The sequence below is a fragment of the Achromobacter sp. ACM01 genome, from assembly GCF_014851745.1.
Lineage (GTDB): Bacteria > Pseudomonadota > Gammaproteobacteria > Burkholderiales > Burkholderiaceae_B > Achromobacter > Achromobacter aegrifaciens.
Genome location: NZ_JACVAF010000002.1, coordinates 337,699 through 362,226 on the forward strand (window position 1 = coordinate 337,699; position 24,528 = coordinate 362,226).

Below are 24,528 nucleotides of genomic sequence, written 5' to 3' on the forward strand. Positions count from 1 at the left end.
TTCTTTAAAGGGAGCGGCAGGCAATGTCCTTGTTGAGCATTTTCGATATCGCCGGTTCGGCGCTCAGCGCGCAATCGCAGCGCATGAACGTGGCGGCCAGCAACATGGCCAACGCCGACAGCGTGGTTGGCCCCGACGGCAAACCCTACCGCGCCCGTCAGGTCGTGTTCCAGGTGAATCCCCCGGCCGGCCAGGCGCTGGGCCAGGAAATCGGCGGCGTGCGCGTGGCTGGCGTGGTCGAAGACCAGTCCCCCTTGAAGCAGGTCTATGACCCGCAGCACCCCATGGCCGACGCGCAGGGTTACGTCAGCATGCCCAATGTCGACCCGGTGGCCGAAACCGTGAACATGATCGCAGCCTCGCGCTCTTACCAGGCAAACGTGGAAGTGCTCAACACCGCCAAGGCCCTGATGCAGAAGACCCTGACCATCGGCCAGTCCTAATTTCCGGAACCAGTTAATCCATGACCACTATCGACCAATCGACGAGCAAGACCGGCTTGGGCCTGGCTCAAACGGGCGCCAATAGCAGCAGCACGGCGCAAGGCCTGCAGGACCAGTTCCTGAAACTGCTGGTCACGCAGCTGCAGAACCAGGATCCCCTGAACCCGATGCAGAATGCCGAGCTGACCTCCCAGCTGGCGCAGATCTCCACGGTGGAAGGCATCACCAACCTGAAGAACACCATGCTCGCCATCAGCGGCCAGATCGACGTGTCGCAGTCGATGAATGCCGTGGCCATGATAGGCAAGGGCGTGCTGATTCCCGGCTCCAAGATCAAGTCTGGCGTGGATGCGGCAAATCCCGAGGCCCGCGTCGTCACGCCTTACGGTCTGGACCTGCAGGGCGATGCCCAGAAAGTGCAGATCCGCATTTCCGACGCCAATGGCGCGGTCGTGCGCACGATCGAAACGACAGACCAGAAGCCCGGCGTGTACACGCTGTCCTGGGATGGCAAGAACGATAACGGCATTGTGCTGGAACCGGGCGCGTACACCGTGTCCGTCCTGGCTACGGATGCCGATGGCAAGAAGGTGAATGCGGAAGTCCTGAGCTACGGCCAGGTCAAGAGCGTGGCGTACTCCACTGAAGGCCTGAGGCTGGATCTGGGCCTGGAAGGCCAGACCAGCATGCTGGACGTGCGCAAGGTGATCGGCGCCTGAAGCGGGCGCAATGTATCGGTGCCGGCGCAAGGGCGGCGGCTTCCCCTAGTTAAAGATTAGCGAGAACAAACATGGGTTTCGGACAAGGATTGAGCGGCTTGAACGCCGCAGCGCAGAACCTGGACGTCATCGGCAACAACATCGCCAACTCCGGCACGGTCGGCTTCAAGTCCGCCACCGCGTCGTTCGCCGACGTTTACGCCAGTTCGCGCGTCGGCCTGGGCGTGAAGGTTGCGGCCATCAACCAGCGCTTTACCGTGGGTACGGTGAACGGCGGCGGCGGCGAATACGACATCGCCATTGACGGCGCCAAGGGCATGTTCCGCGTAACCGACCAGAGCGGTGCGGTGATGTACACCCGCAACGGCGAATTCCTGGTCGACAAGAACAATTTCATCATCAACGCACAGGGCTATCGTCTGACGGGTTATCCGCCGGGCTCCGTGGGTGCGAATCCGGTGGAATTGCAGTTGCCTACTGCCAACGTGGCACCGAAGGCGACTTCCACTGGCACCACCGTGGCCAACCTGGATGCCAACGCGAAAGTCATCTACGAAACGGATACGCAAACCAAGGCACCCGTCCTTGGAAGGGTCACGTTGGGCACGGCGCCCGCCACTGTGTACACCTTCAGCCGTGATGCTACGGGAACGGCAACGCTGGAGGATACCGTGCCGGCCGGTCTCGGACTGCCGGCCCCGGGCTCCACCTTCACCGTCGGTACGGAAACGGTAACCGTGGGCGCGGGCGGCGTGATTACGGGTGGTGATCTGTCGAAGATGGGGGCGTTTACTGAGTACACGGCGGCTGTCGTCGAAACTGGCAAGCCGTTCGACCCGAAGCTGTCCAACTCCTATACCAACGCCTCGCCGATGACGGTGTTCGACTCGCTGGGCAATTCCCATCAGGTCATGCAGTACTTCGTGAAGCGCCCCGCAGCTACTGCGGATACCAGCACGTACGACGTTTACTACACGATCGACGGGCAGGCCATGGCGCCGACCACTGAAGCGGGCGGAGTCTGGGGCAACCCGCAGAAGTTCACCTTTAACAAGGCCGGCGTGATGACCAGCGCACCTGTCGTCAATCTGTCCTTCGCCAACCCGGGTGGCGGCACCACGCCCGCAGATCCGATCAACATTGCGATGAACTACGCCGGCACCACACAGTTCGGCAGCGCCTACAAGCTGGTAGCCAAGCCGGACGGATACGCTTCCGGCGAGTTCAGCGGCATCAACATCAGTGGTGACGGCAGCATAGTGGCGAGCTACACAAACGGCGAGACCCAGGTCGTCGGCACTATCGTGCTGGCTGACTTCTCCAACCTGCAGGGGCTGCAGCCCGTGGGCAACAACGCCTGGACGGAAACCTCCGCCTCCGGCCAGCCCATCCTGGGCCAGCCCGGCACCAACGGCCTCTCCAAGGTCGTGGGCCAGGCCACGGAGTCGTCCAACGTCGACATGAGCAAGGAACTGGTCAACATGATCATTGCCCAGCGCACCTACCAGGCCAACTCGCAGACCATCAAGACCCAGGACGAAATCATGCAAGTCCTGATGAATCTGAAGTAAGCCGGGCAGGCACGAGACGACACCGACGGAATAGGCAATGGACCGTATCATCTACACCGCCATGAATGGCGCGGCGCGCATCACCGAGCATCAGGCCGCGCTTTCCAACAACATGGCCAACGTGAACACGGCGGGTTTCCGCGAGCAGATCGCGCTGTACCGCTCCGTGCCGGTCACGGATGGGACGAGTCTGCCCACGCGTGTTTCGACGGTGGCGTCCACGCCGCGCAACAGCTTCCAGATGGGCAATATGCAGACCACGGGCCGGGACCTGGACGTGGCGCTGTCCAGCGAGCGTGGCTGGATCGCCGTGCAGACGCCGCAGGGCGAGGCGTACACCCGCGCCGGCAGCCTGCAGGTCGGCATCAATGGCTTGTTGCAGACCTCGTTGGGCCAACCCGTGTTGTCGGACCAGGGCGGCCCCATCGACGTGCCCGACCAGGCCGCGCTGACCATCACCGCGGACGGCACCATTACCGCCATCGGCGCAGGCGACGCGCCGAACAACATCCTGAACCTGGGCCGGATCAAACTGGCCAGCCCGCAGAACGAGCAGCTGGTGCACGGCGACGATGGCGTCTTCCGCATGGCGCCCGTCAATGGCCAACCCGCGCCTCCGGTGCCTGCCGACCCCAGCCTGCGGCTGTTGTCGGGCGTGCTGGAAGGCAGCAACACCAATCCGATGGCGGCGATGGTCGGCATGATCGCCAACGCCCGCCGCTTCGAGCAGCAGATGCAGGTGATCCAGCAGTCGGACCGCAACGCCGAGCGCGCCAACGGCATCCTGTCGGTAAGCGCGTGATACGGCGACTGAACTAGAAACATTTTTTGCGCGCGGCCGGGCCGCGGCACCAGGAGTACTTCATCATGATGCGTTCGTTGTGGATCGCCAAGACGGGTCTGGAAGGTCAGCAGACCTCCATGGACGTGATTTCGAACAACTTGGCCAACGTTTCGACCAATGGCTTCAAGCGTGGTCGCGCCGTGTTCCAGGACCTGATGTACCAGACGCTGCGTCAGCCTGGCGCCCAAGTCGGCGACGCTACCCAGCTGCCGTCGGGCCTGCAACTGGGTACCGGTGCGCGCGTGGCCGCGACCGAGCGCATCGACACCGCCGGAAATCTGAACAACACCGGCAGCGAGATGGATATCGCCATCAATGGCCGTGGTTTCCTGCAGGTCGAACTGCCTGACGGCACCCAGGCCTACACCCGCGACGGCGCCCTGCAACGCGACCAGAACGGCCAGTTGACGACCGTCAGCGGCTACGTGATCCAGCCGCCGATGAACATCCCCGACAATGCGCTGTCGATCTCCATTGGTAACGACGGCATCGTTTCGGTGACGCAGCCCGGCGCCGCTGGCATCAACGTGCAGATCGGCCAGCTGCAGATCGCCACGTTCATCAACCCCACCGGCTTGCAGAGCGTCGGCGAGAACCTGTACCTGGAGACCGACGCTTCGGGACCCGCCAACCTGTTGCAGCCTGGCGTGGACGGCGCCGGTTCGATCATGCAGAAGTACGTTGAAACCTCCAACGTCAACGTCGCTGAAGAGCTGGTCAACATGATCACCACCCAGCGCGCCTACGAAATGAACAGCAAGGCCGTCAAGACCTCGGACGAAATGCTGGCCCGCCTGACCCAACTGTGATGCCCATGTCTGTCCTGCGCCTGGTATCGAGTGCGGCCCTGGCTATGCTGGTGGCCGGTTGCGCCATGATCCCGCCCGAGCCTATCGTGACCGGGCCGACGACGGCGGCGCCGCCGCCGCCGCCCACGCCCATGGCGCAGCCCACGGGCTCGATCTATCAGCCGACGACCTACGGCAACTATCCCTTGTTCGAGGACCGCCGGCCGCGCAACGTGGGCGATATCGTCACCATCGTCCTGAACGAAAAGACCAACGCTTCCAAGAACGTCGCCACCAACACCAACCGCAGCGGCAGCGCTTCCCTGGGCATCGCCGCCGCGCCGTCCTTCATGGATAGTTGGGCCAATGCCAACCTGAACACCGACGCCAAGGGCGGCAATGTGTCGCAGGGCAAGGGCGACAGCACGGCGAACAATGCCTTTACCGGCACCATCACGACCACGGTGGTGGGGGTGATGTCCAACGGCAACCTGCAGGTCGCGGGCGAAAAGCAGATCGCCATCAACCGGGGCAGCGAATTTGTGCGCTTCTCCGGCGTAGTCGATCCGCGCTCCATTACCGGCACCAACACCGTGTCGTCCACGCAGGTGGCCGACGCCCGCATCGAGTACCGCAGCAAGGGCGTCATGGACGAAGTCCAGACCATGGGCTGGCTGCAACGCTTCTTCCTGATCGCTTCGCCGTTCTGAACATGAAACAACCGAATCCGATATCCGCCTTGGTGTCCTTGTTGGCGCGCGTCTGCATTTCGGTCGGGCTGATGGCCGGCGCGGGTGCGGCGCACGCCGAACGGCTCAAGGACCTGGCGTCGATCCAGGGCGTGCGGGGCAACCAGCTGATCGGCTATGGCCTGGTCGTGGGTCTGGATGGCAGCGGCGACCAGGTGCGGCAGACGCCGTTCACGCAGCAAAGTCTGACCAATATGTTGTCGCAGCTCGGTATCACCGTTCCGCCCGGCAGCAATATGCAATTGAAGAACGTGGCCGCGGTCATGGTCACGACCACGCTGCCGGCATTCGCCCGGCCGGGCCAGACGCTGGACGTGGTGGTTTCGTCCATGGGCAACGCCAAGAGCCTGCGCGGAGGCACATTGCTGATGACCCCGCTCAAGGGGGCCGATAGCCAGGTCTACGCGATCGCCCAGGGCAACATCCTGGTGGGCGGCGCGGGCGCCTCCGCCGGTGGCTCCAGCGTGCAGATCAACCAGTTGAATGGCGGGCGCATTAGCGCGGGCGCCATCGTAGAGCGCGGCGTGCCCACCACGTTCGCGCGTGACGGCTACGTTTATGTGGAACTGAACAATACCGATTTCGGCACGGCGCAGAATGTGGCCATGGCGTTGAACCGCAAGTTCGGCCAAGGCACCGCCACTGCGCTGGACGGACGCGTGGTGCAGGTGCGCACACCGATGGATCAGGCTTCGCAGGCGCGCTTCCTGTCGCAGCTCGAAGACTTGCAGGTGGCGCGCGCGCCCACGGTGGCCAAGGTCATCATCAATGCGCGCACGGGTTCGGTCGTCATGAACCGCACCGTCATGATCGAAGAAGCCGCCGTGGCCCACGGCAATCTGTCGGTCATCATCAATCGCCAGAACCAGGTATCGCAGCCTGACACGCCTTTCACGGAAGGGCAGACGGTGGTGGTACCCAATACGCAGATCGAGGTGCGCCAGGAGAACGGTTCCCTGCAACGCGTGAGCACCAGCGCCAGTCTAGCGGATGTGGTCAAGGGCTTGAACGCCCTGGGCGCCACGCCGCAGGACCTGCTGGCGATTCTGCAGGCCATGAAGACCGCCGGCGCCTTGCGCGCCGAACTGGAAATCATCTGACGGCCATGGCGTACACCAATGATGCGGCGCGCGGCGCCAGCCGGCAGGATTCGGTTTTCGACATGGGCCGCCTGTCTGACCTGAAGCGCGATGTCAAAAAGGATCCTGAGGGGACCGAGCAGCAGAAACAGGTTGCCAAGCAGTTCGAGGCCCTGTTCCTGCAGATGATGGTCAAGCGCATGCGCGAGGCAACGCCTAAGGAAGGGCTGTTCGACTCGCAGCAGACGCAGATGCTGCAGTCCATGGCGGACGAGCAGCTCGCCCTGCATCTGGCGTCGCCTGGTATCGGCCTTTCCGGCGCCATTCTGGCGCAGATGCAGCAGGGCAAGCCCGGCGAGTTGGGCGCGGATGCGGTCAAGCGCCTGGGAGAGGGCGCGGACCTCGACTTCCGCGCCGCTGGCTCGCGCGAAGTGTCGGCATTGCTGAACGTGATGCGCAACAACAGCGCGCAGAACCGGGCGCTGGCCGCAGCGGAAGGCGCGCCCGACCACGTGGTCGCCTTCGTATCAAAGATGTCGCGCGCAGCCAATCTCGCTTCCCAGCAAAGCGGCGTGCCGGCCCGCCTCATCATGGGCCAGGCGGCGCTGGAGTCGGGCTGGGGCAAGCGCGAGATCAAGCACCAGGACGGCAGCACCAGCTACAACCTGTTCGGCATCAAGGCGGGATCCAGCTGGAAGGGGCAGGTTGTCAACGTACTGACTACTGAATACGAAGATGGCGTGGCGAAAAAGGTGACGCAACCTTTCCGCGCCTACGCGTCCTACGAGGAATCGTTCGCGGATTACGCCCGTCTGATCGGCAACAGCCCGCGCTACGAGGGCGTCACGCAGGCCCGCAACGAGATCGAGGCGGCGCGCCGGATCCAGGACGCGGGTTATGCGACGGATCCCCAGTATGCGCAAAAGTTGATCGGCGTGATGAGCCAGCTGCGGGGCGCGGCATCCAAGGTGGAAATTTCTCGCCAGATGTTGGAAGGACTCTAAATTCGGATCACCTCCTGCCGTTAATTGGATATCCAGGTATATCAGCGGTTAAATACGGGGCATTGTCAGCATGAATATGTATAAATTGGCGCTGGGCGGGCTGAACGCCGCTCAGGCAGGGCTGGCCACCACCAGCCACAATATCAACAATGCCACCACGGTCGGTTACAACCGCCAGCGCGTCATGGTTTCGACTGCCGGTGCCCAGGCGACCAGCAACGGCTACATAGGCCGAGGCGTGCAGGTCGACACGGTCGTGCGCAGCTACGACAGTTTCCTGTACAAGCAACTGGTCGGCGCTCAGGGCAGTGGCGCCCAGTTGCAGACGCAATACAACCAGGTTTCGGCAATCAACAACCTGTTCGCCGACCGCACCGTCGGCATCGCGCCGGGCCTGACCAATTTCTTCACCAGCATGAATGCGGTGGCCAGCAAGCCTGCCGACCCTGCCGCACGCCAGGATTTGCTGGGCAAGGCCAATAGCCTGGCCACCCAGATCCGTTCGGCCTACACCGAGATGCAAAACCAGCGCATCGGCCTGAACACGCAGATCACCACGACGGTCGAGCAGGTCAACAGTTATCTGACGCGTATCGACGATCTGAACCAGCAAATCTCGCTGGCTACGGGCAAGGCGGGCGGCAGTCCTCCGAACGATCTCCTGGATCAGCGTGATCAGGCCGTCATGGAACTGAATCAGCTGGTAGGCATCACCACCTACGAACAAGGCGACAAGATCAACATTACGTTGGCCAACGGTGGCCAGGCGCTGCTATCCGGCAACACCATCTATCCGTTGCAAGCGGTGGCTGCCTCCAAGGATACGGGGCGTACCGCCATTGCCTACACGCTGCCGGCCGGCTCTGGTAAGACGGTCGCCGTGGAGCTGGACGATGCGGAAGTGACCGGCGGGTCGCTGGGCGGCCTGCTGCAGTTCCGCGCGACTTCGCTGGATGTCATGCAAAGCCAGCTAGGTCAGATGGCCGTCGGCCTGGCGCTGTCCTTCAACGAGCAGCACAAGCAGGGCCTGGACCAGAACGGCAATCCCGGCACGGACTTCTTTGGCATCGGTTCGCCGCAGGGCGTACCGAATGCGCAGAACAAGAGCAACGCGTCGCTTTCGGGTCAGTTCACGAACCTGAATAACATCAACGCCAAGGAATACGAGATTTCCTTCGACGGCACGAACTACCGCGTGCTGCGCATGCCGGAAGGTTCGCAGGTCTACAACGGTCCGGCCACCGGGACGCCGGGCACGCTAAATCTCGACAGCGAGATGGGTGTGACCCTGACCATCAGCGCGCCGCCCCAGGCTGGCGACAAATGGTCGCTGGCACCCACGCGCGATGCGGCACGCGATCTTACCGTTCTGATCTCCGATCCTTACAAGATCGCGGCGGCCGACTTAGAAGGCGGTGACGCCAACGGCAAGAACGCGCTGAAACTGGCTCAGCTGCAGAACAGCAAGGTGCTTGGTAATGGCACGATGAGCGTGAACGATATGTTCGGCCAGGTGGTGAATACGGTTGGGGTGCAAACCGCTCAACTCAAGTCCGCGGCGACCGCGCAGGCAAACCTGATCACGCAGAAGACTGCGGCGCAGCAGGCTGTCTCGGGCGTCAACCTGAACGAAGAATACGTCAGCCTGTCGCTGTACCAGGAACAATATCAAGCCAGTGCTCGCATCATTGACGTGGCCAGCACCATGTTCGATACGCTGCTGGGTCTGCGCGGCTGATCGAATCGTTGAATCGTGACCAATAAAGAAAATTTCGGAGCTTCACCATGCGCCTGAGCACCTCGATGATGTACTCGAACGGCCTTAAGGGCGTTCTCTCTCAGGAATCCGATATGAACCGCCTGGTTGAACAGGTCGGTAGCGGACGCAAGAACCTGACTCCGGCGGATGATCCCCTGGCCGCTGCGTTGGCCATTAGTGTGGCTCAGACGCAGAGCATGAACAATACGTATGGCATGAACCGCCAGACCGCCAGCACGAATCTGGGGCAGGAAAGCAATACGCTGACCGCTGTGACGAATGCCTTGCAGGAGGCGCGCACGCGTATCATCCAGGCCGGCGGCGTGCTGTCGGATAGCGACCGCCAAACCTTGTCCACGGCACTCAAAAGCACCCGCGATGCCTTGCTGGGGCTTGCGAACACGACGGACGGCAATGGTCAATATCTGTTCTCGGGCAATGATGGCAGTGTGATGCCGTACTCCAAGGACGCGACCGGCAAGATCGCTTATAGCAATTCTGTGGGTGAGCGGACCATTCAGGTTGACCAAAGCCGCCAATTGTCCTCCAGCGATCTGGGGAAGGACATCTTTGGGCGCGCAAACCCAGGTTCGCAAGCCTTTGTGGCTTCGACGCCCGATTCCAATACCGGCACTGCCGAGTTTGGTCCGGCATCCGTGGTGCCGGGTTCGGCAAACGCGGGCAAGAAGTTTGCCGTGCAGTTTGAGACCGACGCAGTCACCGGAGCGATCGGCTATCGCGTTACGACGACGAATCCAGACGGTTCCAGCGCGACCGTGCCGGCCGCAGGAGCTCCTGCAACCGCATACGCTGATGGAGCTACGGTCGATTTGGGCAGTGGCGTATCCGTATCGATTAAAGGCGCCCCGCAGGCTGGTGACGTGATAAATGTCGAAAGCGTCCAGTCCTCCGATATGGACGTGTTCGCTACCTTGGACGACGTGATTGCTGCGCTGGACGCACCCAGCGCTGGCGACCCCGTCGCGACCGCCAAACTGAACAATGCACTAGCGACGGCCAACAAGAAGCTGGCGAACACCTACGACAACGTTCTCACGGTGCAGGCTTCGGTCGGCGCCAGGATGAACGAACTGGACGCACTGAACTCCACGGGTACGCAGAAAGGCCTGTCTTACTCGAAGTCTCTGTCTGATCTGGAAGAACTGGACTACTACCAAGGCGCCAGCCAGCTCGCGTTGCGCCAGGTCGCCCTGCAAGCGGCGTCGGCAGCATTCATGACCATTCAGGGATCAAGTCTGTTCAGCCGCAAGTAGTACTGCGGTAGGTACAAAAACGCGCCATCGGGTGCGTAGGGTTGCGCCTTTGCGGACGCTACTGGCCAGGGGCCGGGGCGTCCGTGTGTGCGTGCAGAGTAGGAAATAGTCGTTTCACATTGCTTAACGCTCGGATATTCCATGCTTGTCAACTTGAAAGTCCGCACCTGTCTCGTTCTGGTGTTGCTGCTCTTCACGGGCGCCATGTTCATCTCAAATGGCGTGGCGTGGATGGGGCTGAACTCGAGCAATGAGAAGCTGGAGCGGGTCAACGACGCCTATTCCACGCAGGCCTCGCAGCTGAACCGGGCCTACATCCTGTTCCTGCGCGGCCGCTTGCTGTTGGCGACGTCGCTGATGGATCTGCAGCAAGGAAAGACCGAACAGGCGACTTCGCAGGCCAAGCGCGCCGAAGGTTTGATGCAGGAAGGCGCCCAGGCGCTGGACGCATACCGCAAGGCACCCCGCCTGGAAGGCTCGGAGGCGTTGAATCAAAAGCTGGAAGACGCCTACAAGCAATTCAGCGACGTGGTCAGGCGTCAGGCGGCCGCGTTGTCGACCATGGCCGTGCAGGACTACCTGGATCTGAACGACGCGGGGAGCGCGGCGAACACGGCTCTGAGAGAGGCCGTCGGCGGCGTGCTGGCGCATATCGACTCCAGCACCGATGAGCTCGTGGTGCAGGCCGAAGCGTCCCACGGCGTTTCGCGCACGGTCACGATAGTCATGCTGGCGATCTCCCTGGCCTTGGCATTGGGCTGCTGGCTGTTCATCAGCCGGACCGTGCTGCGCCCGTTGCGGGAAGCGGGCGACCATTTTGAAAAGATCTCGGGCGGCGATTTCACCGGTCGCATCGACGTGCGCAGCACCAACGAGATCGGCCAATTGTTTGGCGCTATCAAGCGTATGCAGGAAAGCCTGACCCGCACCGTGGCGCTGGTGCGCCGTGGCGTGGACGAGATCAACGTGGGCTCGCGCGAGATTTCCGCCGGCAACACGGACTTGTCCAGCCGCACCGAGCAGCAGGCGGCCTCGCTGGAGGAAACCGCGGCGTCGATGGAAGAACTTGCGTCGACCGTGAAGCAGAACGCGGACAATGCGCGCCAGGCCAATCAGCTGGCGGCCAGCGCGTCCGACGTGGCCGAGCGCGGCGGTTCGGCGGTGTCGGAAGTGGTCAGCACGATGCAAGGCATTTCGGCCAGCTCGCGCAAGATCTCCGAGATCGTGTCGGTGATCGACGGCATTGCCTTCCAGACCAACATCCTGGCGCTGAATGCGGCGGTGGAAGCGGCGCGCGCGGGTGAGCAGGGCAAGGGCTTTGCGGTGGTGGCGGGCGAGGTTCGCTCGCTGGCGCAGCGTAGCGCCCAGGCGGCCAAGGAAATCAAGGGCCTGATCGAGGATTCCGTGAGCAAGGTCAGCGCGGGCTCGCAGCAGGTGGAGCGCGCAGGGTCGACGATGCAGGAGATCGTGGCCTCGGTGAAGCGGGTGACCGACATCATGGGCGAGATCTCGGCGGCGTCCGAAGAACAGTCCAGCGGCATCGACCAGGTGAACCGCGCGGTGTCGCAGATGGACGAGGTGACGCAGCAGAACGCGGCGCTGGTGGAAGAGGCGGCCGCGGCCGCGGGTTCGCTGCAGGAACAGGCGCAGCGCCTGGCCGAAGCAGTGGCCGTGTTCAAGATCAATGCGGGCGAAGTGATCGAAGTCCCCGCGCAGCAATTGGCATCGCAACGCAGCGCGCCCCGCATGCCGGCGCCGCCCACACAGCCGCAGGCTGCGGCAGGCAAGGTGCCCGCCGAACCCGCTAACGCTGAAGCGCCTCAGCCGGCGGAACCTGCACCCAAGGCGGCGCCTGCGCCACGCCTGACTCAGGTCGCCCGGCCCAAGCCAGCGCCGGAAGCGGCCACCACCGTTCGTCCGCTACGCCGGCCAGCCAGTCGCCCGGCGAGCGCCAAGGATGCCGCGCCTGCGGCGCCAGCCTCCAGCCGGCGCCCAACGCCTGCGGCGGATGACGATTGGGAGTCTTTCTGACGGAGGGATCCGTCAGCGCAGCACAGGCAGTAAAGCTACCCCCCTATTTACGGCCTGGCGGCAAGAGTGCCGCCGGGACGACTACCGGAATATACGGAAATGTTTAGCAATCTGAAGGTGCGTACGGGCTTGATGCTTGCCCAGTTGGCCGTAGCGCTGGCCGCGCTGGTTTCCATCGTCCTGGGCTGGAACAGCATGCGTTCCAACTCCGAGGCGATCAATGCACTGGATAGCTTGAGCGTACAGCAGGCGAATCTGATCAAGGACGCTTACACGCAGATGCTGCGCGCGACCATACGCGCCGACATCGCTGCCGCGCAGCGGGCCACGGGCGACGCCAATGGCGCCAGCGAGAACACCCGTACGGTGCAACAGCTGGTCGCCGACGCCAAGAAGAAGATGGAGACCTTCAAGGCCATCCCGAAGACCACGGCGGTAGGCAAGAGCGCCGAGGGTGACCTTCTTTCCTCGTTCAACGGCTTCGCAGACGCATTGCAAGCCATGATGTCGGCGTTGGACAAGGGCGATTCGGCGGCTTACCTGGATTTGAAAAACACCAGGGCCGGCGCCGCGAGCGGGGCGTTCTCGAAACAACTGGGCGAATTCGCCAAAGACATTACCTCCTACAGCGAAGAGATGGTGTCGTCCTCGCGCTCGCAGGCGGCGACGATGGCCATTGTGTACGCCGCGTTGGCGGTGCTGATCGTGGCGGTGTGGCTGGGGGCCTTCCTGTTCATGAATCGTGTCGTTCTGCGGCCTTTGCGCGCTGTCAGCGACAGCTTCGACAAGATCGCTGGCGGTGATCTGACCGTCCGCGTAGACGTGACCTCGACCAACGAGATCGGCACGTTGATGGCTGCGGTCAAGCGCATGCAGGAAAGCCTGACTCGTACCGTATCTGCGGTGCGCCGTGGCGTGGACGAGATCAACGTGGGCTCGCGCGAGATTTCCGCCGGCAATACGGACCTGTCCAGCCGCACGGAAGAACAGGCCGCTTCGCTTGAGGAAACCGCGGCTTCGATGGAGCAACTGGCATCGACCGTGAAGCAGAATGCGGATAACGCGCGCCAGGCCAACCAGCTGGCGGCCAGCGCGTCCGACGTGGCCGAGCGCGGCGGTTCGGCGGTGTCGGAAGTGGTCAATACCATGCAGGAAATCTCGGCCAGTTCGCGCAAGATCTCCGAGATCGTGTCGGTGATCGATGGCATTGCCTTCCAGACCAACATCCTGGCGCTGAATGCGGCGGTAGAAGCGGCCCGCGCGGGTGAGCAGGGCAAGGGTTTTGCCGTGGTGGCGGGCGAAGTGCGCTCGCTGGCGCAGCGCAGCGCGCAGGCGGCCAAGGAAATCAAGGGCCTGATCGAGGATTCCGTGTCCAAGGTCGGCGCGGGTTCGGAGCAGGTGGAGCGCGCCGGCTCGACGATGCAGGAGATCGTGGCCTCGGTGAAGCGTGTGACGGACATCATGGGCGAGATCTCGGCCGCTTCCGAGGAACAGTCCAGCGGCATCGACCAGGTCAACCGTGCCGTGTCGCAGATGGACGAGGTGACGCAGCAGAACGCGGCGCTGGTGGAAGAGGCTGCCGCGGCCGCGGGTTCGCTGCAGGAACAGGCGGAACGCCTGGCCGAAGCAGTGGCTGTGTTCAAGGTCAATGCGGGCGAAGTGATCGAAGTCCCCGCGCATCAGTTGGCGGGTCAACGTCCGGCGGCGCGCGTGGCTGCCCCGGTCGCGGCCGCAGTGCAGGCGGACGCGCCCGCGGCGGAGGCCAAGGCAGTGCCGGCCGTGCGCTTGACGCATTCCACCCGGACCAAGCCGGCTGCGGCTGAAGGGGCGACAGCGGCGCGGCCGCTGCGCCGTCCCACGGTACGTCCGGCTGCTGCACCGGCGGCCAAGCCCGCCGCGACGGCTGGCCGCCGATCAGCGCCTGCGGATGACGACTGGGAATCTTTCTGACACCGGCGTTGCCGGTAAATGGGTAGGGTATGCGAGGCTATATACATCTTCTGGCGACGGCCGTGGTGGCGGTTCTTCTGGTCGGCTGCGCGGCGTCCGGGCACAATTTCGACCCGGACAAGCTGTCGACCTTGACCCCTGGGCAAACGACGCTGGAAGAGGCTTCACGTGCACTGACCGCCCCGCCCGACAAACTCTACAAGCAGACCGACGGTACGCTGCTCGCGCTCTGGGCCTTCAAAATCACCTTCGTCGCGGACGGCTTGTACAGCCGCAAGGAAGCGCTGCTGCAATTCGGTCCGGACGGCCGACTGCTGCGCCTCGTCGACAGCACCAATATCTTGCTGGAACCCTGGGAACGCCAGAAGCTGCTGGGACCCGCGCCTATGCCTGACCTGCGTCAGGACATGGCGCCGCCCGCCGCGGCCCCCGAGGTGCAGACCATCTACATACCGGGTCCGGGTGAACCGGCCGGATTGCAGCCTCAGGGCAAATAGCGCCCTGTAGTCCAGCGGGGAGCATCGCGGCGCGAGCCGCGATGTACGTCGCCCGGAGTGCATGTCCCGTGTAACAAGGCATGTCCATCGGGTGGTTTTTTATTTGGTCAGAGTAGTTCCTGAGGGATGGGGAAATAATATGGAAGCGAGTCTCGAGTCCGGTACGAAGTCCGGAAAGGTCGGCAAGAAGAAGGCCGCGCGCGCACCCAAGGTGAAGCGCAAGCTGCGGTTGCGCGATGCCCGCGTCGGCACCATGTTGCTGTGGGTCATGGCGTTCTTCGCCGTGTTGATCGCGGCGGTGGGCGGTCTGGCCGCGTATTTCCTGCAGAACAACTATGAGTCGATTCGCGAGGTCAATGCACTGACCGAACGTTCGAAGCAGGTCGAAGTGATCAACAGCGACATGTTGCGCGCGCGGGTTGCCTTGATGGTCGCCGCGCGCCACCTGCAGGAATCCGGCTGGGGCAGCGGCGAGAACTCGGCCCGCGATGCCGCGGCGGCCTTGAAGGGCGCGACGGACCTGCTGACCGGCGTGCGCAGCCGTTTCGCCGATTTCCAGAAGAACATGCTGCAGGACGATACGGGCCGCCAGCTGTCCATGAACCTGGTCCGTCGTTATCGTTCCTACATCGACGACGGCGTGGATACCATGGTCGAAGCCCTGCGCAGCGAAGACTATTCCACCTTCTATATGGTGAACAACGAGTACGGCACGCCGCGCAGCGCAGCCTTCATCGAGGCGCTCAGCGAGTTTGGCAAGTACATCGGTGACCAGCAGCAAGCCACGATCGAAAAGGCCGAAGCCAATTTCAACCTCGCCATGGTGGCGGTGGGTGTCGCGGTCGGCCTGGCTGTGCTGCTGATGATTCTGGCGCGTCTGGTGTTCGGCCGCCTGGTGGTGCGCCCCTTGGTGGAAGCCGGCCAGCATTTCGACAAGATCGCCGCTGGAGACCTGACCAGCCGCGTGGAAGTGCGTTCGCACAATGAGATCGGCCAGTTGTTCGCCGCGCTCAAGCGCATGCAGGAAAGCCTGACCCGTACCGTATCCGCGGTGCGCAGCGGCGTGGACGAAATCACGGTGGGTTCGCGCGAAATCTCGGCGGGCAACACGGATCTGTCCAGCCGCACGGAAGAGCAGGCGGCTTCGCTGGAGGAAACCGCGGCGTCGATGGAAGAACTTGCGTCGACCGTGAAGCAGAATGCGGATAATGCGCGCCAGGCCAATCAGCTGGCGGCCAGCGCGTCCGATGTGGCCGAGCGCGGCGGTTCGGCGGTGTCGGAGGTGGTCAGCACGATGCAAGGCATTTCGGCAAGCTCGCGCAAGATCTCCGAGATCGTGTCGGTGATCGATGGCATTGCCTTCCAGACCAACATCCTGGCGCTGAATGCGGCGGTGGAAGCAGCGCGCGCGGGTGAGCAGGGCAAGGGCTTTGCGGTGGTGGCGGGCGAAGTGCGCTCGCTGGCGCAGCGCAGCGCCCAGGCGGCCAAGGAAATCAAGGGCCTGATCGAGGATTCGGTGAGCAAGGTCGGCGCGGGCTCGCAGCAGGTAGAGCGTGCGGGTGCCACGATGCAGGAGATCGTGGCCTCGGTGAAGCGCGTGACGGACATCATGGGCGAGATCTCGGCCGCTTCCGAAGAGCAGTCCAGCGGCATCGACCAGGTGAACCGTGCCGTGTCGCAGATGGACGAGGTGACGCAGCAGAACGCGGCGCTGGTGGAAGAGGCGGCCGCGGCCGCAGGTTCGCTGCAGGAGCAGGCCCAGCGCCTGGCCGAAGCAGTGGCCGTGTTCAAGATCAACACGGGCGAAGTGATCGAAGTTCCTGCGCACCAGTTGTCAGGCGGTTACGCCGCGCCGACGCTGACGCAGGCTTGATGCCCGTCGTCTGACGTCAGTAACAGGACCGCGGCCGCGCTGATGCGCGGCCGCGGTCCATATGCTTTGCGCCTTGGCGTGCGCAAATTCATGCGCACGTTAAGTTTTCGAAAATTTGGTCGTTAACAACAATAACGCCTGAAAAGGGCGGTGAACAGTGTTCGAAAATGCGGGGCCATGCCGTCCCGGAGCCTGACGAACCTGGCGGGGGAACACGTCTATGCGGGGCGTCAGATCCGGTTTGCTCGCCGATATCCATTCGCTGCTCGACATGATGTATCCGGAGGCAAGCTGTGCGCGTCAACCTACCCGTCCACAATGTAGAAACCAAGCTGCGCGAGGATCAATACCTGATCTCGCGTACTGATACCAAGGGCCGGATCGTCTATGCGAACCCGGCTTTTGTCGAAGTCAGCGGTTTCTCCCGCGAAGAACTCATCGGCAAACCGCACAACATCGTGCGCCATCCCGACATGCCGCCTGAAGCCTACGAAGACCTGTGGGAAACGCTGCAGGCCGGAGAGTCGTGGCTGGGCCTGGTGAAGAATCGGCGCAAGGACGGCGGTTACTACTGGGTGCTGGCCAATGCAACGCCCATCGTCGAAAACGGCGAGGTCGTGGCGTATTCCTCGGTACGGGTGCGCCCCTCCGAAGAACAGATCGAAATGGCTGAGGATTTGTATGCCCGAATTCGCGAGGGCACGGCCAAGGGCGTGCGCATCCTGCGCGGGCGTCCCGTGCGGGCGGGCTGGCGGCGCGGCGTGGACGTGCTGGCATTTCCATTCCGGCGCAATGTCCGCAGCCGCATGCTGCGCCACGCGCTGCTGTCATCCGCAATCATGGCTGGCGCGGGCATTTACGGCCTGCGGGCCAATTGGGCGGAACTGGGCACCTTGGGCGCGAGCGTTGGCTGCGCGGCCATTGCGCTGGGCGTCATCGCCATCTTTGGCATGGGCTGGCGCCTGTCGCGCTCGCTGCTGGATCCGATGGTGGATGCCGCCAATATGGCGCGTCAGGTGGCCGCGGGCAATCTGACCACGCAGATCGTGGCGGATTCCGACGATGAAGTCGGAAGTTTGAAGTTCTCGCTGGAAGTGATGCGCAAGAGCCTGATCGGGATTGCACAGGACGTGTATCGCGGCATTGAAGGCACGACCCATGCCGCAGCGCATATCGCGCGCGGCAACCAGGAGCTCGCGGGCCGTACCGAAGGCCAGGCGGCGTCCTTGCAGCAGACCGCGGCCAGCATGGAACAGCTGACCTCCACGGTGCGGCAGAACGCCGACAACGCGCGCCAGGCCAACCAGCTTGCGGCCAGCAGCATGGAAGTGGCGCGCAAGGGCGGCGTGGCGGTCGGGCAGGTGGTCAGCACGATGCACGGCATTTCGGACAGCTCCCGCAAGATCGCCGATATCGTCAGCATCATCGAAGGCATCGCGTTCCAGACCAACATCCTGGCCCTGAACGCCGCTGTGGAAGCGGCCCGCGCCGGGGAGTCCGGCAAGGGCTTCGCGGTGGTGGCAGGCGAGGTCCGCAGCCTGGCGCAGAAGAGCGCGCAGGCAGCCAAAGAGATCAAGGGCCTGATCGAAGACTCGGTGGAACGTGTGACCGAGGGCTCCCAGCAGGCCGAGCAGGCGGGAGCGACGATGCAGGACATCGTGGCCGCCGTGCATCGTGTCACCGACATCATCGGCGAGATCTCGCAGGCTTCGCAGGAACAGTCCAGCGGCATCGAGCAGGTGGATACGGCGGTGTCGCAGATGGACGTGATGACGGTGCAGAACACCGCGCTGGTTCAGGATCTGGGTGGCGCCGTGATGCAGCTGGGCAACCAATCCGGCGCGCTGCGCGAGACGATCCGGGTGTTCCGCCTTACCGGGCAGCAGTAAACGGAAACGGGCGGTGTCACGCACCGCCCGGCATCCACCACTACCAGTCCAGTCCTATTTGCCCGCCAGAGCGTCGGCGACCCGGCTCATCGCCGTGAGCCCAGATTCGAACAGCGATTCCAGGAAGGGCCCGGCGTGCGGCAGCACGACCGTCAGAATGGTGACGCCGATGATGAGCGTTACGGGAAAGCCGATAGAGAACACTGACAGCTGCTGCGCCGCGCGATTCAGGATGCCCATGGCCAGGTTGATGGTCAGCAGCGCGCAGATCAGGGGCAGGGCCAGCAACAGGCCCGATACGAATATGGTCTTGCCCCATTCCACCACCACGCCAAAGCCGTTCTGATGCAACTGGATCATGGCGACGGGCAAGGTGTCGAAAGAGCGAACCAGCGCGGCCAGGACCAGCAGATGGCCGTCCAAGGCCAGAAAAGTCAGCATCGCAATGATGTTGAACAGGCGCGACAGCACCGCGGTATTGGCGCCGGAGCTCGGATCGAAGAACGACGCGAACGACAGGCCCATCTGCAGACCGACGAATTCGCCGGCGGTCTGTACGGCGGCGAATACCAGGCGCATGGTGAATCCCAGTGCGATGCCGATCAGCACTTGCTGCATCACCATCCACAGTCCGGCAAACGAGCCGGGCGCGATGGGCGGCACGGGATCGAGCGCCGGACTGATCGCGACGGCCAGCACGAAGGACAGTCCTACCTTGACCTTGATGGGAATCAGCGATTCGGAGAACAGCGGGGCGGTGCCCACGAGCGCCAGGATGCGCACGAACGGCCAGAGAAACTGGCCGATCCAGCCGTTGAGCTGCTCGAGCGTGAAGGCGATCATGGGGGAATGTCCGGTGTCCGGCGGCGGGTGCCGCTCAGGACACCAGCATGGGGATCTGGCCGATCAGCTGCCGTATGTAGTCGACCATGACGCCAATAAGCCAGGGGCCCAGCAGCACCAGCACGCCGCACATGGCCAACAGCTTCGGAATGAACGACAGCGTCATTTCGTTGATCTGCGTGGCGGCCTGGAAGATGCTGATGACCAGACCGACCACCAGTGTCACGAGCAGCAAGGGCCCGGCCATCGCCAGCACAATTTTCATCGCCTGGTAGGTCATGGTCATGACGGTTTCGGCGGTCATGGCGATTCTCCTCCAGGCGTTATTGGTAGAAGCTCTGGGCCAGGGAGCCCATGAGCAGGTTCCAGCCGTCGGCCAGCACGAAAAGCATCAGCTTGAAGGGCAGGGCCACCGTCACCGGAGGAACCATCATCATGCCCAGCGCCATCAGCACACTGGCGACGACGAGGTCGATGATGAGGAAGGGGATGAAGATGGTGAAGCCGATCTGGAAGGCGGTCTTGAGTTCGCTGGTGATGAACGCAGGCACCAGGATGCGCAGGGGCACCTGAGTAGGGTCTTCCAGCGCCGGCTGCTTGGCCAGGTTGGCGAACAGCGACAGATCGTTCTCGCGCGTCTGGTGCAGCATGAAGGTGCGCAGCGGCGCGGCGGCGCGCTCGACGGCCGCCTCGAACTGGATCGAGCCTTCGGACAGCGGCTTGTAGGCGTCGGTGTAGATCTTGTCGAACACCGGCGACATCGTATAGAAGGTCAGAAACAGCGCCAGGCCGATCAGCACGTGGTTGGGCGGCGACATGGCCGTGCCCATGGCGCTGCGCAGCAGGCCCAGCACGATGATGATGCGGGTGAAGCCAGTCATCATCAGCAGCGCGGCGGGCAGGAACGACAGCGACGTCATCAGCAGCAGGGTCTGCATGCTGAGCGAATAGGTTTCGGAACCGTTCGGACCCGGCGTGGCGGTCAGCGCGGGCAAGGTTGCCTGCGCGACGACACCCGCGGGAAACAGGGTGAGGCCCAGCAGGGCGGCGGCGCCGAGCAGGTGCAGTGCGCCGGGCCGGGCGCGGACGAGTGTCGTGCTTGTGGGCAAACTCATGGGTGTCGCTTGGAGGGCGCTGCAGCGCTAGCGGCGCTTGAGCGCCTGGCCCAGCTTGGCCGCGAAGGCGGCCGCGGGCAAGGTCGAAGCCTCCGGCAACTGGCCGGCGGGCAGGGTATGCAGGGTATTGAGCTGGTTCGGGCCGACGCCCACCACCAGCCAGGTATTCTCGACTTCCACCACCACGATGCTCTGGCGCGGACCGACGGGCAGGTTTGCGACCTGCCGCAGCAGGTTGCCGCCGCCGCGTTGTGTCAGCCCGGCGCGGCGCGCCAGCCAGGCCGAGGCCAGGATGGCGGCCACGACCAGGATCAGGCCGGCAACGACGCGCAGGAGGGCAGTATCGTCCATGACGCCAGGATCAGCGGCGGTTGTTCAAGCGGTTGATCCGCTCGGACGGCGTAATGATGTCGGTCAGGCGGATGCCGTACTTGTCTTCCACGACCACGACTTCGCCCTGGGCGATCAGGTAGCCGTTGACGAAGATGTCCATCGGCTCGCCTGCCAGGCCGTCCAGCTCGACCACGGAGCCCTGACCCAGCTGGAGCAGGTTCTTGATGGTCAGGCGGGTGCGACCCAGCTCGACCGTCAGCTGGACGGGTACGTCCATGATCAGGTCGATATCCGCGCCCGCGCCGCCGGTGGCGCCGGCCAGGGGTTTGAATACGGATTGGGCGGCAGATTGGGCGGCTGCGGCAGGAGCTGCAGGTGCCGCCGCGGCAGGGGTCGGCGCGGCCGCGGGAGCGGCCGCGCTGGTTTGCTCGGCCATGGCGGCGGCCCAGTCGTCCTGCGGCTTCAGGCCGTCGGCCTGGGTGGGCGGATTGGCGCGGGATTGTTCGGCGAGCGCGTCGGCCCAGTCGTCGGCCGGGGACGAGCCGGTACCGGGCTCGTTCTTGTCAGTCATGGTCAGAGGCCTCGTTGGATTCTGTATCGTGGGTAAACATGTTTTGTACGCGCAGGGCGTACTGGCCGTTGAAGACGCCGTAGCCGCATTCCATCAGCGGCACGCCGTCGACGCTGGCGACTATGGTTTCGGGTACGGTCACGGGGAGGACGTCACCGACCTTCAGGCTCATCAGTTCGCGGATCGACGAGGGGATGCGGGCAAATTCCGCTACCACGTCGATGTCGGCGCTACGTACCTGGCGCGAGAGCTGCTGCGCCCAGCGCTGGTCCACTTCTTCGAGCGTGGTTTCCTGCAGCGGGCGCGTCAGCAGATCGCGCACCGGTTCGATCATGGAATAGGGCAGGCAGATGTTCAGGTCGCCGCCGGTCGCGCCGAATTCGATGTGGAACGAGGTGACGACCACCACTTCATTGTTGCCGGTGATGCTGGCGAACTTGGTGTGCATCTCCGAACGCACGTACTCGAATTCGATCGGATAGACGGGATCCCAGGACTTGCCGTAGCTTTCCAGGGTCAGGTTGAGCAGGCGCCGGATGATGCGCTGTTCAGTCGTGGTGAAGTCGCGGCCTTCGACGCGCGTGTGGTAGCGGCCATCGCCGCCGAACAGGCTGTCGATGACCAGGAACACCAGGTTCGGGTCATAGGTGAAGAGGGCCGTGCCGCGCAGGGGCTTCATCTGAATCATGTTCAGATTGCTCGGCACGGGCAGGTTGCGTTCGAAATCCGCGTACTTCTGGATCTTGATCGAACCTACGGTTATGTCCGCGCTGCGGCGCATGAAGTTCAGCAGCACGTGGCGCATCTGCCGGGCGAAACGCTCGTTGATGAGCTCCAGCGTCTGCATGCGGCGGCGTACGACGCGCTCGGGCGAACTCAGGTCGTAGGCGCGGGCGCCGGCGTTCGGGTCCGTGGCGCTAGCTTTGCTGTCGCTTTCGCCGGTGACGCCCGCCAACAGCGCATCAACCTCGTCCTGCGAAAGAAATGCCTCGTAGGCCATGCTTATTGCACCACGAACGCCGTGTACAGTACGTCGGTGACGTACTGGCCGTCCGGCAGGGGCGAGAAGGGGCGATTCACGGCCTGCTTGATGGCGTTGGCCATGTCGGTCTTGCCTTGCTGAGTCTGTACGCCGGTGGGCGATTGCGACGACAGCACCATCAGGATGCGGCTGCGCACTTCAGGCATGTACTTTTCGAGGCGCGTGCGGGTTTGTTCGTCGCTGACGCGCAACGTCAGGCCCACGTGCATGATGCGTTCCGTATCAGGATTCTGCAGCGTGACGGTGAAGGGTTCGATCGGCACGAAGATCGGCGCGGGCACGGCGACCGGGTTGGCCGGCGGCGCGACAAAGGTGGTCGGGGCTGCTTGCGGGCCTTGTTCGGGTTGGCCGGGCTGACCGGGTTGGCCAGGTTGCCCTGCCGGCACCTGACCGACGCCGAGCTGCACGGTTGCGCTGTTCTGCGGCTGCATGCGTTGGGTGATGAACCAGGTTGCGCCGGCGCTGGCCGCGGCAACGATGAGCAGGACCAGGATTGCCAGCAAGGGGCGAAGAATACGGCCCATGCCGCCGGAGCGGGAAGAAGGCGCGCCGCGCGCAGGCATGGGTGAAGGTTTGGAAGTCGCCATCTCGGTGTCGATGCGTGTTTTGCCGCTGATGAAAACGGGTTCTTAGTGGATGAAAGCATTCTGCCCCAAATGCCGCTTCCGCTTGGAGGCGAAAAACAGGGCGAAAGCCGCGTATCTCAAGCTATTGCTGCACCGCCCGCAGCCGTGGCCGGGAGCGATGCGTTGCTTTGTCAGGCGAAGGTGTCCACCAGCGCGTTGGCGTTGCGCGGGGCCGTTACCGCAGCCGGTGCTTCAGCCACGGCTTCGGCGCCAGTCTGGGCGCCTCCGGCATGGCGTTGCGAGCTGTTGCCGCCTTGTTGCGCGAACTCCTGTTGGGCGGCTTGTTCACCCACGCTGGTCTGGCCCAGCGAGATGCCGGCCTGGGCCAGCGCCTGCTGCAGTTGCGGGATGGCGGTTTCGATCGCCTGGCGTACCGAGGCGTGGGCCGACACGAACGAAGCGCTGGCGACGCCGTCCGACAGGTTCAGGCTGACGCGCAGCGGGCCGAGATCGGGCGGATCGAGGCGCAGTTCGGCAGTTTGCATGCCTTGGCGCGCGTTGTGGCTCATCATGACGACCTGTTGGCCGAGCTCCGTGCCCCAGTGGGTGCCGCCGACGGGAGTGGCGACTTGCAGCACGACCGGCACGACCGGAGCGGCGACCGCTGCAGGGTTTGCAATGGGAGCGGTGGCAGGACGCTGCGCGGCTGCGGCAAGCGCCTGGGCCAGATGGTCCTGGGCCGAGGCGCCATGCTGGGGTGCCTGGAATTGCTGTTGCGCGCTGGCCAGGGCAGGGGTCTCGTCGGTCTGTTCTGGCATGGTGCCATGGTCCGCGGCGGGGCGTGCGTCGCGCGCGGGACGGGGCAGCGCGACCTCCGCAGCGAGTCGCGGCGTTTCGGCCTTGACGGGCGCGGTAGCGGCCGGGGTGCGGACCGGCGTTTGCGCGACGGCCGCGGCGTCAGTGCCGGGCTTGGCTGCCGCGGTGACGACCGGTACGGCGATTTCTGCCTCGCGGGCGGCCAACGCGGCGGCAGCCTCTGCCTGCGGAGCGGTCAGGCCGACAGCGCCAGAGGCTGCGATGGCAGCGGCCTGCGCCTGCGTCGCGGGTGCCGCGTCGGCGGCATTCAATGCGGCGGTCAGAACGGCGGCGCCGCTGCTCATCGCTGCGGCGGCAGCGGTGGCGTTGCCGCGCGCGAGCTGCACTTGTTCTGCGGCCTGGGCCGCGATTTCGAGGGCTTGCTGCGGGAGTATGACCGCGGGTTGCGCGGCCGCAACGGCGAGTGCGCCTGCCTCGGCCTGCGCGGCGGCTTGCACCGCCTCGTCGATGGCGCCGGCGGCGGCGCCTTCGGCGCGGGCGGCTGGGTCGCTGGATGTCTTGCCATCAGCCGGCGTCTTGGAGCCGTTGTTCGCGGGGCGCGAGTCGGCGGCCTGGTTGGGGCGTTGTTGCGCGGGACGCTGCTGGGCCAGCACGTCGGAGAAGCTGGGGCCCTTCTTGTTGTTTACAGGCGCGCTCTTGGCGCCGAGCGCGTCGGCGATCGACGAGGGTGCGGCGGGCGCGATGGAGGGCAGGGGCAGGGGAGCGTTCATCT

23 protein-coding genes are annotated in these 24,528 nt (G+C 64.0%); 15 read left to right on the top strand and 8 right to left on the bottom strand.

From position 1 onward, the window contains the following. Nucleotides 1-23 precede the first annotated feature (23 nt). The 15 genes from flgC to IB268_RS10055 all read left to right on the top strand — a co-directional run bounded on the left by flgC (nucleotide 24) and on the right by IB268_RS10055 (nucleotide 18,470). Nucleotides 24-443 (top strand): flagellar basal body rod protein FlgC, encoded by a 420-nt coding sequence (flgC, locus tag IB268_RS09985; protein WP_054456669.1) that lies wholly within the window; start codon nucleotides 24-26, stop codon nucleotides 441-443. A 20-nt stretch (nucleotides 444-463) separates the two neighbouring features. Further along, the gene (locus tag IB268_RS09990) at nucleotides 464-1,162 is read left to right on the top strand and encodes a flagellar hook capping FlgD N-terminal domain-containing protein (protein ID WP_054456670.1); all 699 of its coding nucleotides are present in this window, start codon (nucleotides 464-466) and stop codon (nucleotides 1,160-1,162) included. Between the two features lie 71 nt (nucleotides 1,163-1,233). Then, nucleotides 1,234-2,733 (top strand): flagellar hook-basal body complex protein, encoded by a 1,500-nt coding sequence (locus tag IB268_RS09995; protein ID WP_054456671.1) that lies wholly within the window; start codon nucleotides 1,234-1,236, stop codon nucleotides 2,731-2,733. A 37-nt stretch (nucleotides 2,734-2,770) separates the two neighbouring features. After that, nucleotides 2,771-3,535 (top strand): flagellar basal body rod protein FlgF, encoded by a 765-nt coding sequence (locus IB268_RS10000; protein ID WP_054456672.1) that lies wholly within the window; start codon nucleotides 2,771-2,773, stop codon nucleotides 3,533-3,535. A gap of 65 nt (nucleotides 3,536-3,600) precedes the next feature. Beyond that, entirely contained in the window at nucleotides 3,601-4,386 is a 786-nt protein-coding gene (flgG, locus tag IB268_RS10005) for a flagellar basal-body rod protein FlgG (RefSeq protein WP_192354179.1), read from the top strand. Then, nucleotides 4,386-5,075: a flagellar basal body L-ring protein FlgH gene (locus tag IB268_RS10010; RefSeq protein WP_119452089.1), complete on the top strand. Its 690-nt coding sequence runs from the start codon at nucleotides 4,386-4,388 to the stop codon at nucleotides 5,073-5,075. Before flgG ends, IB268_RS10010 begins: the two co-directional genes overlap by 1 nt. Before the next feature lie 2 nt (nucleotides 5,076-5,077). Then, complete coding sequence (locus tag IB268_RS10015; RefSeq protein WP_192354180.1) at nucleotides 5,078-6,214, top strand: flagellar basal body P-ring protein FlgI; 1,137 nt, start codon at nucleotides 5,078-5,080, stop codon at nucleotides 6,212-6,214. A 5-nt stretch (nucleotides 6,215-6,219) separates the two neighbouring features. After that, nucleotides 6,220-7,197: a flagellar assembly peptidoglycan hydrolase FlgJ gene (gene flgJ, locus IB268_RS10020; protein ID WP_175180788.1), complete on the top strand. Its 978-nt coding sequence runs from the start codon at nucleotides 6,220-6,222 to the stop codon at nucleotides 7,195-7,197. A 70-nt stretch (nucleotides 7,198-7,267) separates the two neighbouring features. Further along, nucleotides 7,268-8,935: a flagellar hook-associated protein FlgK gene (flgK, locus tag IB268_RS10025; protein WP_119452087.1), complete on the top strand. Its 1,668-nt coding sequence runs from the start codon at nucleotides 7,268-7,270 to the stop codon at nucleotides 8,933-8,935. A 47-nt stretch (nucleotides 8,936-8,982) separates the two neighbouring features. Next, nucleotides 8,983-10,230 (top strand): flagellar hook-associated protein FlgL, encoded by a 1,248-nt coding sequence (gene flgL / locus IB268_RS10030; RefSeq protein ID WP_175163434.1) that lies wholly within the window; start codon nucleotides 8,983-8,985, stop codon nucleotides 10,228-10,230. Between the two features lie 141 nt (nucleotides 10,231-10,371). After that, nucleotides 10,372-12,261: a methyl-accepting chemotaxis protein gene (locus IB268_RS10035; RefSeq protein WP_192354181.1), complete on the top strand. Its 1,890-nt coding sequence runs from the start codon at nucleotides 10,372-10,374 to the stop codon at nucleotides 12,259-12,261. Between the two features lie 99 nt (nucleotides 12,262-12,360). Then, nucleotides 12,361-14,211 (top strand): methyl-accepting chemotaxis protein, encoded by a 1,851-nt coding sequence (locus IB268_RS10040; RefSeq protein ID WP_192354182.1) that lies wholly within the window; start codon nucleotides 12,361-12,363, stop codon nucleotides 14,209-14,211. A gap of 29 nt (nucleotides 14,212-14,240) precedes the next feature. Further along, nucleotides 14,241-14,708 carry a hypothetical protein gene (locus IB268_RS10045; RefSeq protein ID WP_054456681.1) on the top strand — a complete coding sequence of 156 codons (468 nt, stop codon included), beginning with the start codon at nucleotides 14,241-14,243 and terminating at the stop codon, nucleotides 14,706-14,708. 139 nt (nucleotides 14,709-14,847) lie between these two features. Next, complete coding sequence (locus IB268_RS10050; RefSeq protein ID WP_054456682.1) at nucleotides 14,848-16,581, top strand: methyl-accepting chemotaxis protein; 1,734 nt, start codon at nucleotides 14,848-14,850, stop codon at nucleotides 16,579-16,581. Between the two features lie 293 nt (nucleotides 16,582-16,874). Beyond that, nucleotides 16,875-18,470 carry a PAS domain-containing methyl-accepting chemotaxis protein gene (locus IB268_RS10055; protein WP_054456683.1) on the top strand — a complete coding sequence of 532 codons (1,596 nt, stop codon included), beginning with the start codon at nucleotides 16,875-16,877 and terminating at the stop codon, nucleotides 18,468-18,470. Between the two features lie 54 nt (nucleotides 18,471-18,524). Here IB268_RS10055 and fliR read toward each other — a convergent pair whose 3' ends face one another. From fliR to IB268_RS10095, 8 genes are all read right to left on the bottom strand, one after another. Beyond that, nucleotides 18,525-19,313: a flagellar biosynthetic protein FliR gene (gene fliR / locus IB268_RS10060; RefSeq protein WP_119452082.1), complete on the bottom strand. Its 789-nt coding sequence runs from the start codon at nucleotides 19,311-19,313 to the stop codon at nucleotides 18,525-18,527. 34 nt (nucleotides 19,314-19,347) lie between these two features. Beyond that, nucleotides 19,348-19,617, bottom strand: coding sequence for a flagellar biosynthesis protein FliQ (gene fliQ, locus IB268_RS10065; RefSeq protein WP_008163193.1), 270 nt, complete (start codon nucleotides 19,615-19,617; stop codon nucleotides 19,348-19,350). A gap of 19 nt (nucleotides 19,618-19,636) precedes the next feature. Beyond that, nucleotides 19,637-20,428: a flagellar type III secretion system pore protein FliP gene (gene fliP / locus IB268_RS10070; protein ID WP_166738293.1), complete on the bottom strand. Its 792-nt coding sequence runs from the start codon at nucleotides 20,426-20,428 to the stop codon at nucleotides 19,637-19,639. Between the two features lie 27 nt (nucleotides 20,429-20,455). Continuing rightward, entirely contained in the window at nucleotides 20,456-20,779 is a 324-nt protein-coding gene (gene fliO / locus IB268_RS10075) for a flagellar biosynthetic protein FliO (RefSeq protein ID WP_192354183.1), read from the bottom strand. A gap of 10 nt (nucleotides 20,780-20,789) precedes the next feature. Continuing rightward, the gene (fliN, locus tag IB268_RS10080; protein ID WP_192354184.1) at nucleotides 20,790-21,332 is read right to left on the bottom strand and encodes a flagellar motor switch protein FliN; all 543 of its coding nucleotides are present in this window, start codon (nucleotides 21,330-21,332) and stop codon (nucleotides 20,790-20,792) included. Next, complete coding sequence (gene fliM / locus IB268_RS10085; RefSeq protein WP_119452079.1) at nucleotides 21,325-22,332, bottom strand: flagellar motor switch protein FliM; 1,008 nt, start codon at nucleotides 22,330-22,332, stop codon at nucleotides 21,325-21,327. Before fliM ends, fliN begins: the two co-directional genes overlap by 8 nt. 2 nt (nucleotides 22,333-22,334) lie before the next feature. Then, a complete protein-coding gene (fliL, locus tag IB268_RS10090; protein WP_054456689.1) occupies nucleotides 22,335-22,961 on the bottom strand; it encodes a flagellar basal body-associated protein FliL in 627 nt (208 codons plus the stop codon). A gap of 170 nt (nucleotides 22,962-23,131) precedes the next feature. Next, the gene (locus tag IB268_RS10095) at nucleotides 23,132-24,526 is read right to left on the bottom strand and encodes a flagellar hook-length control protein FliK (RefSeq protein ID WP_119452078.1); all 1,395 of its coding nucleotides are present in this window, start codon (nucleotides 24,524-24,526) and stop codon (nucleotides 23,132-23,134) included. Nucleotides 24,527-24,528: the final 2 nt, after the last annotated feature.